Origin of the sequence: Paraburkholderia sp. WC7.3g, from assembly GCF_050436345.1 — a bacterium.
Taxonomy (GTDB): domain Bacteria; phylum Pseudomonadota; class Gammaproteobacteria; order Burkholderiales; family Burkholderiaceae; genus Paraburkholderia; species Paraburkholderia podalyriae.
Window position 1 is genome coordinate 1,814,971 of the sequence record NZ_JBNDMA010000002.1, and the last position, 11,216, is coordinate 1,826,186.

7 protein-coding genes and 2 pseudogenes are annotated in these 11,216 nt (G+C 63.0%); 8 read left to right on the plus strand and 1 reads right to left on the minus strand.

The annotated features are described in order from the left end of the window. Positions 1-98: 98 nt before the first annotated feature. The gene (locus OKW43_RS19890) at positions 99-1,091 is read left to right on the plus strand and encodes a GlxA family transcriptional regulator (RefSeq protein ID WP_429449283.1); all 993 of its coding nucleotides are present in this window, start codon (positions 99-101) and stop codon (positions 1,089-1,091) included. 119 nt (positions 1,092-1,210) lie between these two features. Continuing rightward, on the plus strand, positions 1,211-1,762 hold the full coding sequence (rfbC, locus tag OKW43_RS19895) for a dTDP-4-dehydrorhamnose 3,5-epimerase (RefSeq protein WP_187632899.1): 552 nt from the start codon (positions 1,211-1,213) through the stop codon (positions 1,760-1,762). Between the two features lie 214 nt (positions 1,763-1,976). Here rfbC and OKW43_RS19900 read toward each other — a convergent pair whose 3' ends face one another. Further along, a complete protein-coding gene (locus OKW43_RS19900; protein WP_085481861.1) occupies positions 1,977-2,138 on the minus strand; it encodes a DUF1328 domain-containing protein in 162 nt (53 codons plus the stop codon). A 306-nt stretch (positions 2,139-2,444) separates the two neighbouring features. Here OKW43_RS19900 and OKW43_RS19905 point away from each other — a divergent pair. From OKW43_RS19905 to bcsB (OKW43_RS19930), 6 genes and pseudogenes are all read left to right on the plus strand, one after another. Further along, positions 2,445-2,774: pseudogene (locus OKW43_RS19905) on the plus strand (IS5/IS1182 family transposase); the annotation flags it as partial. Positions 2,775-2,891: 117 nt separating this feature from the next. Beyond that, positions 2,892-3,255, plus strand: a pseudogene (locus OKW43_RS19910) (hypothetical protein); the annotation flags it as partial. Positions 3,256-3,653: 398 nt separating this feature from the next. Next, positions 3,654-4,076 (plus strand): BcsR/BcsP family cellulose biosynthesis protein, encoded by a 423-nt coding sequence (gene bcsR / locus OKW43_RS19915; RefSeq protein ID WP_429449286.1) that lies wholly within the window; start codon positions 3,654-3,656, stop codon positions 4,074-4,076. A gap of 103 nt (positions 4,077-4,179) precedes the next feature. Beyond that, complete coding sequence (gene bcsA / locus OKW43_RS19920) at positions 4,180-6,435, plus strand: UDP-forming cellulose synthase catalytic subunit (protein ID WP_429449288.1); 2,256 nt, start codon at positions 4,180-4,182, stop codon at positions 6,433-6,435. Continuing rightward, on the plus strand, positions 6,432-8,756 hold the full coding sequence (gene bcsB / locus OKW43_RS19925; RefSeq protein ID WP_429449290.1) for a cellulose biosynthesis cyclic di-GMP-binding regulatory protein BcsB: 2,325 nt from the start codon (positions 6,432-6,434) through the stop codon (positions 8,754-8,756). The genes bcsA and bcsB (OKW43_RS19925) overlap by 4 nt, the downstream gene beginning before the upstream one ends. Before the next feature lie 40 nt (positions 8,757-8,796). After that, on the plus strand, positions 8,797-11,205 hold the full coding sequence (gene bcsB / locus OKW43_RS19930; RefSeq protein WP_429449292.1) for a cellulose biosynthesis cyclic di-GMP-binding regulatory protein BcsB: 2,409 nt from the start codon (positions 8,797-8,799) through the stop codon (positions 11,203-11,205). Positions 11,206-11,216: the final 11 nt, after the last annotated feature.

The window sequence follows — 11,216 nt, forward strand, 5'->3', positions numbered from 1 at the left end:
CGTGGGTCTGCTTTTCCGCCGTAATAACGCATTCTCTCGTTCCGTCTGGTTACGGGGCAAATCGGGGTCAACAACGTATGACCGTTTGGGGAAAGATCATGCCGCACATGCACCTTGAGACAACGAGAATTACGTGGCTGCACACGCCCGCCTTGAACGTCCGTACCGCAGCGCGGCGAATCGGCATTCTGCTGTTCGACGGTTTCTGGCTGCTCGGCCCCGGTACCGTCGTGGAAATGTTCCAGACCGCCAATGAGTTCGCGGGCGCGCGAGCCGGCGAAGATCCGCCGTACGAAGTGCAGTTTCTGTCGATGGACGGCGGCAATGTCGCAAGTTCGTCATCGGCGCGCGTCTGGACCGACCGCATCGACACGCGCTTTGGCGGCGGTTTCGACGTGTTGTTCATCGCGGGCGGCTATGGCGCCCACGTGGCCGCGCGCGACGAACGAGTGCTGAACTGGCTGCGCACCGTGCAATCGCGCACACGAGCGATCGAAACGATCGGCGAGGGACGCCTCGTGCTCGAAGCGGCCGGCCCGACCGAGCATGATGGCCTGATGAGCCGCTATCCGGGCGCGAGCGCGAGCGAAGGCGCGTTCAGCGCGGCCAACGACCGTCACGACTGCGCCCGCAGCGCGCTGATGTTCATCAAGCGCGACCTGGGCGCCGAGCTCGCGCGCAGCGTCGCCGATCGCGTGATGCCCGGCATGGCCGCGACGTGGGTGCCGCTGCCGGCCGAGGGCGGCACGCTGAGCGTCGCCGAAAAGATTCGCGCGGCCGCGCGCTGGATGGAGGCGAACTGCGACCGTCCGGTATCGGTCGCCGATGCCGCGCAGGTCGCTGCGATGAGCGAGCGCAATTTCCTGCGCCGTTTCAAGCATGAGATGCAGGTCACGCCGTCGGACTACCTGCTCCAGGTGCGGCTGCGCATCGCGTGCAACTTCCTGACCGAGACCGAATTGCCGGTCGACAAGATCGCGCGCCGCAGCGGCACCGGCAACGGCGATCGTCTCGCGAAAATCTTCCGCAAGCGCATGGCATTGTCGCCAACCGAGTATCGTGCCCGCAGCAGGGCGGCCACTGAGGCGTAGCATGTCTATTTAGCATGCGATAGGGCGCCCGCGCGGCGGGTGCGCCTCGTCGTCTGTCGGACGCGGCCGCAACAGCGGTCGCATCTTCGCTGGCCAGCCTTTTTACGAGCACAGTGGCGATGGGCAACAAGGTCATGGCGATGGCATTGCCGGAGGTGAAACTCATCGAGCCGGAAGTGTTTGTCGACGAGTTCGGCTTCTGCTTCGAGAGTTTCAGCGCGGACGAGTTTGCGGACGACGTCGCGCAAGGTTTCAACTTCGTGCAGGACCGCCATCTGCGCGCCGTGCACGGCGTGCTGCGCGGCTTGCACTACCAGGTGCAGCGACCCCAGGGACGGCTGCTGCGCGTCGTGCGCGGCGAGATCTTCGACGTCGCGGTCGACGTGCGCCTCACCTCACCGAACTTCGGCAAATGGAGCGGCGAGTATCTGAGCGAAGCCAACCAGCGCCAGATGTGGGTGCCGCCCGGTTTCGCGCACGGCTTCGTCGTGCTGTCCGATGTCGCCGAGTGCGTGTGGAAGACCACCGAGTACTGGTTTCCCGAACTCGAGCGCTGCCTGCTGTGGTCCGATCCCGACATTGGCATCGCGTGGCCGATCGACTTTCAGCCGATCCTCGGCAGCAAGGATGCGGCGGGCCGGCGTCTGTACGAAGCGGAAAACATCGCGTGAACGACTCGTCGGCACGATGACGCTTTATGCTTCGGATGACGAAGATAATCGGAAGAAAAATTGAAGCGCCCGATGCGTCGGCAACTATTGCAATTTGCCGCGGCAAGTATTGCAACGGCGAAGATGAGCGGTGCAAACATCAATGCGGCACCCACTCAACATCGCCGGTTCGCATCGGGCGAGGCTTGAATTCACCGAACGCTGTATTCCACCGTCAGCGTCGGATCACGCCCATCAGCAGGGTGACGAGGAAAATCACCACGAAGATGAAGAACAACACCTTGGCGATTTCGGTTGCGCCCGCGGCAATACCTCCAAAGCCGAACACGGCGGCGATGATGGCGATGATGAAGAAAATCACAGCGTATCGAAGCATGGTGCCTCCACCGGTGGATTGTTGAAACGACGTTTGAACGGCGCCCCGTTGCGTACGTCACGCGGCTTCACGGGTGAGATGCCGGCGAGCGGAATTCAGCAATAGACGTGCCATCGCTTGATTGCCGCCAACGTTTGCGGAAGGGCTGCCTCGCGGCAAGCGAAATAGCCGTTGAACCCGCGCTAACGTTTGCACCCCTGGGCGCGCAACCATGCCAACCATGGTGCGGACAACGTAGAACCCGTTGCGCGTCACCCACCCAGCCAGCGATACGTAAGCGGCCCGCACAACAGGCCCCACGTCAGCGCACATGCGAAGCAGTACAAACATGAGAAAAGCGTTGCGCACGTTACGCTCGCACGTTGGCCGGGTCATGCGTGATGTGGAGCGACAGGTGGCCCAGGTGGCCGACTCAGACCGTGCTGCCTTGATGGAGCTGATTGGCGGCACGAAACGCATCCTGGCGCAAAAGCAGAAGGACAAAAACAAGCTCTGTGCGCTGCACGCCCGGAAGTCGAGTGTCTGGCGAAGGGCAAGGCTCGCACTCCCTACGAGTTCGGCGTGAAAGTGTCGATCACGACAACGCACAAGGAGGGCCTGGTGGTCGGCATGCGCTCGATGCCGGGCAATCCGTATGCCGAGCTGTGGCTTCTTTGTGTCTTCATCCTTGCTGCGCTATTCAACCACAAGATCGCCGCCGACCTGATGACCTGACGTTGGCGATACGAGAAACGAATTGTTCAGGGGTGACTCTATAGCCTGCAGGTCGACGGCGAGAAAGAGCTTGCGACGATGGCGTCCGACGGACTGGATGTTTGTCGACTGCACGAAAGAGCTGAAGTCGTTCGACGAGTCGGCGACGCTCGTCGGCAATCTCGATCTGGTCATTACCGTATGCACGTCGGTTGCTCATCTGTCGGGCGCGCCCGGTGTGCCGACACGGCTGCTGCTCGACGTCAACCCGCGTTGGGTGTGGATGCTCGGGCGCGACGACAGTCCGTGGTATCCATCGATGCGGATTTACCGACAGCAACACCACGGCGCGCTTTTCAAAACCGATTCCCAGCGCAAATTCGGGAATAATCGGACGCCCAATAAAAGGCAAACGTTTGACTGACAATATTTAACATTTTAAACGCTTAACTTTGCTCTGGAATAGCCGATATATAGATTGGAGTTATTTGGGGCCACGTATTAAGTTCCGCTGTACAATACGCGCCGCTCATCCTGAGCCCAAGGGTATCTCATGAGTTACACGCTCGTACCGCCGCGGCGCGGCCCTCGGTCGCCTTGGCTGAAAAATAAGACCTGGGCGCGGCCCTCCTGAAGAGGTCTCTAAAGGGCGGGTGTATCAACGGTGCCGCCTCACGATTTGGGAATTATTTATGGCGGACGCAATGATGTAACGGAAATAATGGTTTCCTTATTCGGTAAGTAAAAATTACAGCAGATTGCCCGGGCGGTACGCGGCGCAATCTGCAACAAATAATATGGCCAGTTCGACGGGGATGGCGCATGAGCAGTGCATCAGACATTTCGAATCTCTTCCAGATGTTGGGCGTGAGCCCGTCGCATTATCAAGAAATAGAAAGAAAAGAGCAGGTGCAAGGTTCGCGTGGGCGTTGGTCCATGCAGACCACGTCGTCGCCAGGGGACACGACCCGGGACGACCCGGCTCGCGAGGCTGAAGCCGTTCTTCCCGCCGATGTGACTGAAGTGGCACCCGCTGCGCCGCCGCAGCTGATTGCGCCAGCCGTCCCCGCTGCGGTGTCCGGATCTCTTCCGGTATTGCAAGCCGCCCCCGAACAGCCGGTCCTTCAGTTCAATCCCGAACCTGTCACCGCTCCTCAACAGCCGGACTCTCTGAGCGCCGTGTTTGCGCGCCTGCGGGAACGGAGTGAGCCTCAAGAAGGTGTTCCGCAACGCCAGACGTCATGAACTTCGTCACAGTCTTTTCCGTCAATGACGGCCTGGTTAAAACCACGGTAGCCGCGAACCTGCGCGTCGTGCCGAACCGGCGCACGCGCTAGAAGGCCTTTCCATGGCACAGATCAAACGTAGGCTCAGCAAGACGGAGCAGCGGCGGCAAACGCGCAACACGGACCAGAGTGACGATGCCGGAGGTTGGGACCACAAACTTCTGGAAGCGGGGACACCGCTATGGGCGTCGAACTGGCTGCGGCTGGCAGTGACGCTATTGGCCGCGCTGTTGTTCACTTCTGCCATGACGGTCAATCTGGCCGTGTCGAAGCAATGGACGTTTGGCATCCTTTGCATGGTCGTCGCGATTCTGCTGAACCGCATTCGCGGCAGGATCATCACGGTGTCCATGGTGGCGTTGTCGGTGTTTATGTCCTTGCGCTACCTGTACTGGCGCCTGACGCAGACGCTGTCCTTTACCACCTCGCTCGACATGACCTTTGGCTGCCTTCTGCTGCTGGCCGAAGGGTATGCGGTGCTCATGCTGTTGTGCAGCTACTTTCAGACGCTCTGGCCTCTGCATCGCCGGCCTGCGCGATTGCCGGCCGATAGCTCGGCATGGCCGACGGTGGATGTGTACATTCCCACGTTCAATGAGCCGCTTCAGGTCGTGCGGCAGTCGGTGCTGGCCGCCACGCTGCTCGACTGGCCGGCCGACAAGCTGCGCGTGTATGTGCTGGACGACGGCCGTCGTGACGAATTCCGGCAATTCTGCGAGCAGGCTGGCGTGGATTATCTGACCCGGCCGGACAACGCGCATGCCAAAGCAGGCAATCTCAACGCGGCACTCTCCAGGACGAGCGGCGAGTACATCGCAGTGTTCGACTGCGATCACGTCACCACGCGCTCGTTCCTGCAGGTCTGCATGGGTTGGTTCCTGAAAGATCCGAAGATGGCCATGGTGCAGACGCCGCACGTCTTCTACTCGCCCGATCCGTTCGAGCGCAACCTCGAAACCTTCCGCAAGGTGCCCAACGAGGGCGACCTGTTTTACGGCGTGCTGCAAAACGGCAACGACTTGTGGAATGCCGCCTTTTTCTGCGGTTCCTGCGCGGTGCTGCGGCGTTCGGCGCTGGAGGATGTAGGCGGCGTGGCGACGGAAAGTGTCACGGAAGATGCGCTCACCGCGCTCAAGATGAGCATGAGGGGCTACAACACGGCCTATCTCGCCATCCCTCAGGCAGCGGGTCTCGCCACCGAGAGTCTGGGGCGTCACGTCGGCCAGCGCATACGCTGGGCACGAGGCATGGCGGAAATATTCCATCGCTTCAACCCGCTGTTGATCGCAGGGCTAACACTGCCACAGCGTCTGTGTTACCTGAGCGCGATGATGCACTTTTTCTTCGGCTTGCCGCGCATCGTGTTTCTGATCACACCGATGGCGTATCTGTTCTTTGGCGCGCAAGTCTTTCATGCTTCCGCGCTGATGGTGCTGGCCTATGTCGTGCCGCACCTCGTCATTTCGAGCGTCGGCGCCTCGCGCATTCAAGGGCGTTTCCGACATTCATTCTGGAGCGAAGTCTATGAAACGGTACTGGCCTGGTACGTGATTCTGCCCGCGTTGCAAGCCGTACTCTTTCCAGGCAGCAAAGGCTTCAACGTGACGTCCAAGGGCGGTGTGATCCGTCAGTCCTTCCTGGACTGGGCGATGGCCCGGCCCTACATCGTTCTGCTGCTCATCAATCTGACCGGATTCATGGTGGGTGTCGCAGGTCTGATCCGCAGTCCGGGCTGGCCCGAAGCGACGAGCATTCTGTTCAACCTGGTATGGGTAACCTACAACATCATGAACCTCAGCGCGGCCGCGGGCGTAGCGAGCGAATCGAGACAGTTGCGTCTCGCTCCGCGGGTCCAGATCGAACTGCCGGCCGCCGTGATTCACGCCGACGGAACTCGCATCGACTGTCAGACCAGCGACTATTCGCACGGTGGTCTGGGGCTGGTGCTGCCTGAGGGTGCACCGTTGCCGGAGCACGGCGATCGCATCACGGTGGCGGTGTTGCGCGACGACTACGAGGACGTTTTCCCGGCCGAAGTGCAGGTGTGCCGCGGACGCACCATCGGCGTGAGTTTTCCGACCCTGACAATCGCTCAGGAGCGCGCCTGGATAGGGGCGACGTTTTCGCGCGCCGACAGCTGGATCGCCTCATGGGGCAGATATCGTCTCGACAGGCCGCTGCGAAGCCTGTTTGAGGTGCTCGGCATCGGCATGCGCGGCTTCGGGGAGTTGTTCCGGCATCTGTTCCTGGGTGGGCGTGAGCGCCTTGGCCGTTCGTCCGCAGACCCGGCAAGCGACTTGGGAACAAAGCAATCGTGAGGGTCGGCTACCTGTCGCTTTTGCGCTCCTTGACGAGCGCGCGCCGGTTGGGCGCGGTGTTGTGTTCGGTCCTGTTGCTCGGAGCGGGCGACGTGCTGGCCGCGTCGGCTGTCCCGGTCGATGCCGTGCGGCAAAGCCCGCACCCGGAACTCAGCGCGGCGGCGCCGGCCGACGCGTATACCTACCGGATCCCGCTGTTGCGGCAAAACGCGGAGCAGGGATTGACCTTGCTCGGCGAGGATGCCTATGCGGGCATGAACTTCGGTTTGCGCCGCGACGAGCGCGTGGTCAGCGCGCGGCTCGTGCTGGACTACAGTTACTCGTCCACATTGCTGCCTACGCTCTCGCATCTCAATGTGTTGCTCAACAGCGTTGTGGGGGCGACCGTAGCGTTGCCCGAACCGGCACCGCGGACGCCGGCGCATATCAGTGTGGATCTGCCGGTGTCGCTGCTGTCCGGGTTCAACCAGCTCGCCCTCGAGTTGATCGCGCATAGCAAGGCGAGCGATCAGGGCAACAATCCGCTGAGTTCCGACCTGTGGCTGAAGCCCGGGCCGGACAGTGCGCTGGAACTGACCGTGGTTCCGGCGACCCTGTCCAGTGACCTGTCGCAACTGCCCGCGCCGTTCCTCGACGTGCGCGATGTGCGCAGGGTGGACCTGCCCGTCGTGCTGCCGCAAGCGCCTCGCGCGCAGCTCCTCGAATCGGCCGGTATCGTGACCTCGTGGCTGGGTGCGCAGGCGGGCTATCGCGGTGCGCACTTCTCCGCGAGCCTGGGTGCGATACCCGCGCATGGACATGCGGTGGTGCTCGCGCTGCCGGGCGAGGTGCCGGGCTTGACCCTGCCTGCGGTGGAAGGGCCGATGCTGGCCATCGTGCCCAACCCGAATGACGCTGACGGCAAGCTGCTGCTGGTCATGGGCCGCAACGACGCGCAGATCCGCGAGGCCGCGACCGCGCTGGTGCTTGGCGCGAAGACGCTGTCGGGCTCTCGGGTCAAGATCGACGCCCCGGTTTCCGTGGTGCCGCGCAAGCCTTATGACGCACCCAACTGGCTGCCCGGTGACCGCCCGGTGCAGTTGGGCGAGATGCTATCGGCGGACCGCTTGACGGTGCAGGGCTTTCGCCCTGGGGCGATCAATGTGGACCTGCGTCTGCCGCCGGGTCTGTTCGGTTTTGACAACAGCGGCGCGGTGCTGAACCTGCATTACCGTTATACGGCCCGTCCGGAGTCAACGCGCTCGGAGCTCGGTGTGCTGGCCGGCAACACGCCCCTGCAGACCTTGCCGCTGACAGGCGACGCGTCGGACGGTTATGCGGTGATACGCGTTCCGACCTATCTGCTGCCGTCGTTGACGACGCTGCAATTCGACTATCGCTACGAGTCCGTGGCGCCGAAAGACCACGTCGAGGATGTGCCCGGCGGCCCGCTCCTGAGCGCCATCGATCCGACTTCGACGATCGACATTTCCCAACTGCCGCGTTACGCAGCCATGCCGGATCTGCGCGCCTTCGCAGACGCAGGCTTTCCGTTCACGCGGATGGCCGATCTGTCCGGGACGGCGGTGATCCTGCCCGCACAGCCGGTCGCTGGCGACTATTCCGCTTACCTGACGCTGATGGGCAGCATGGGTCAAACCACGGGTTATCCGGTGCTGGGCGTGACGGTGGGCGATCCAGCGCAGGTTGACGCGCTGCGTCGCAAAGACCTGCTCGTGCTGGCGTCGGGCGATAACCAGCCGTTGCTCAAAGCATGGCGTGATGATCTGCCGCGCGGCTTCTTCGCTCCGGTTGCTTCATCGGACCGCTGGATCGCCGCGTGGTGGGAAAAGCTGACGGGCGGGCATGCGCAGGCTGAACGCGAGGCCGCCATCGCCGCACTGTATAGCAGCGACGACCATGACGGCATGTTGGCGGGACTCGAGTCGCCGCTAGCTCGCGGCCGCAGCGCAGTGGTCGTATCGGGCAATACGCCGGACGGTCTCGACGCTGTCGTGGACGTGCTGCAAGCCAACCGCTACCTCATCAGCAAGCGTCCGGACGACAAGATCAGCGGCAGCCTCGTGGTCGTGCATGACGGCACGCTCACCACGCTGAGCAACGATCAAAGCTATTTCGTCGGGTCCTTGCCGCCTGGGCTCGCGCTCGAATGGTTCTTCGCGAGCCACATCCTGCTGCTGCTCGTGGCGACGCTCGCCAGCGTCGTGCTCATAGGTTTGCTCGGCGGCGTGTTTCTGCACCGGCGTGCCCTGAATCGATTAGACCTGGATATTCCCCAGACATCGCAACGTGAAGAAGGACGAAGAGGTTCTCATGTTTAGAAGACGGCCTGACATCTCGCGGGCACGCCTTGCGCGTTGCATGACTGCGCAACCCGTATGGCCGGCACTGTTGCTCGGTTGTGTGTTTGTCACATCGACGGTAACCCAGGCCGCGCAACCAGCGGCGGCTGCCGCCGCTGCGCGGCAGGATGCGTCGGCTTCGGCCGGCGGTGCGGTCAACCCGTCCGCGCGGCCGGTAACGGGCGATAGCAACGCGGCGCCGCTGCAGTCCGCGCCGGACGCCGGAGCCGCTACCGCGGCTTCTTCGACGGTGACCTATTCGCTGCAGCAACTCGGCGCGCAATACGCGCTCAACCTGCGCGGCGTCGACGGCAGCAATACGCTGCCGGTCGGCGTGCGCGACGATCGGGTCGTCACAGGTGCGCGACTGAACCTGCGCTATGCCTATTCGCCGGCGCTGCTGCCCGATCTGTCGCACATCAATGTGCTGGTCAACGATCAGGTGGCGGCATCGATCGACGTGCCCAAAAACTCGTCCGGCACCAACCTGCAGCGCACTATCACGCTGCCGCCGTATCTGTTCACCGCGAACAGCAAGCTTCGTCTGCAACTGATCGGCCACTACACCAACCAGTGCGAAGACCCGCTGCATTCGAGCCTGTGGGCCAACATCAGCAACGACAGTACGCTGAGCATCGACACCCAGCCGCTGGCGCAGGCCAGCGATCTGGCTCGCCTGCCGCGACCCTTCTTCGACGAGCACGATATTCGCCGGTTGAACCTGCCGTTCGTGTTCGCCGGCAATCCTGATACGGCCGCGCTGGAAGCGGCCGGCGCCGTGTCGTCGTGGTTCGGCGCCTTGGCGAGCTATCGCGGCGCGGATTTCCCGGTATCGATCTCCAGCGTCCCCGCCAGGGGCGACGCAGTCGTCATCGTCGAAAGCGCGGCGCAGGCGAGCCTCGCGGCGTCGCCGCTGCAAGGTCCGACGCTCGCAGTCGTGGCCAACCCCAACGATCCCAACGGCAAGCTGTTGCTGGTGATGGGCCGTGACGGCAAGGAACTCAAGCAGGCCGCCGACGCGCTGGTCACGGGCAGCCAGACGCTGTCGGGTTCGAGCGCGCTGATCACGCGGTTCGCCGACCTCGCGCCGCGCAAGCCGTACGATGCGCCGCGCTGGCTGCGCACCGACCGTCCGATGTCGTTGGGCGAACTCGTCGACGCCAAACAATTGCAGGTGTCGGGCTACAGCCCCGATCTGATCCGCATCAATACGCGCGTGCCGCCCGACCTGTTCGGCTGGCACGCGCCCAACGTGCCGATCGACCTGCATTACCGCTATACGCCGCAGCCTTATATGGTCAATTCGTCGCTGCTGTTCAGCGTCAGTGACCAGTTCATGAAGTCGATTCCGCTGCTCTCGCTCGAACGGCTCGAGGGCGGCAGCAAGCTGCGGGGTGAAGTTTTACCCGACAGCAGCCTGCCGCGCCAGGCGCAACTGGAAGTGCCGCTGGAGGCGCTGTTGCAGCCGAATACCCAGTTGCAGTTCCGCTACATGTACGACTACATCAAGCAGGGCGAGTGCCGGGACATCATCATCGACAACGTGCGCGGCGCGGTCGATCCCGAATCGACGATCGACCTGTCGCAGTACCCGCACTACATCGCCATGCCGAACCTGGCCTCGTTCGCCCAGGCGGGCTTCCCGTTCACGCGGATGGCCGACCTGTCCGGAACGGACGTCGTATTGGGCCCCAACGCGGGCACACCGGAATACAGCACGTATCTGGCGGTGATGGGCCGCATGGGCGATTCGACCGGCTATCCGGCGCGCGGCGTCACCGTGCTGCGCGGTCAGCGCATCGACGCGATGCCGTCCGACAAGGATCTGCTCGTGATCGCCTCGGGTGCGGATCAAGCCTGGCTCATGGACTGGGCGCAGACCATGCCCGCGGTGTATGACCACAGCGCGCAGTTCGCCGTATCGGATCTGCCGGGTCGCGTGCTGGGCTGGTTCCATGCCAACCCGCGCCTCGACGCCGAACCCCGCCGCCTGTCGCTGGCCTGGTCGGGGCCGGGCGTGAGCGCCGTGCTCGCAGGCTTCGAATCGCCGAAGCAACCGGGCCGCAGCGTGGTCATGCTGGCCAGCAATCAGCCCGACGGCCTGAAGGATGCGGTCTCCGCGTTGCTGGATGCGCCGAACTCCGGCAAGCAGCCCATCCAGGGAAGCCTCGTGTCCATCCGCGGCACGCAAGTCGATTCGCTCGTGAGCGAGCATACCTACTACGTCGGGCATCTCGGCATCTGGCGCGGCCTCGACTGGTGGCTGGCTTCATTCGGCTTGTCGCTCGCGTGGATGCTGAAGGCGCTGGGCATCATCGCGCTCGTGCTGATCGTGGTTGGTCTGTTTTCGTTCTTGCGGCGCCGCCAGGCCCGGCGCGACGCTGAAGCCCGTGAGCGGCTGCGGGCATCGCGGCAGCAACAATCATAATCAAGGAAAGT

Coding starts and splice junctions, on each gene's coding strand:
- bcsB (WP_429449292.1), top strand. CDS start 8,797: ATGACTGCGCAACCCGTATGGCCGGCACTGTTGCTCGGTTGTGTGTTT.
- bcsR (WP_429449286.1), top strand. CDS start 3,654: ATGAGCAGTGCATCAGACATTTCGAATCTCTTCCAGATGTTGGGCGTG.
- bcsA (WP_429449288.1), top strand. CDS start 4,180: ATGGCACAGATCAAACGTAGGCTCAGCAAGACGGAGCAGCGGCGGCAA.
- OKW43_RS19900 (WP_085481861.1), bottom strand. CDS start 2,138: ATGCTTCGATACGCTGTGATTTTCTTCATCATCGCCATCATCGCCGCC.
- OKW43_RS19890 (WP_429449283.1), top strand. CDS start 99: ATGCCGCACATGCACCTTGAGACAACGAGAATTACGTGGCTGCACACG.
- rfbC (WP_187632899.1), top strand. CDS start 1,211: ATGGGCAACAAGGTCATGGCGATGGCATTGCCGGAGGTGAAACTCATC.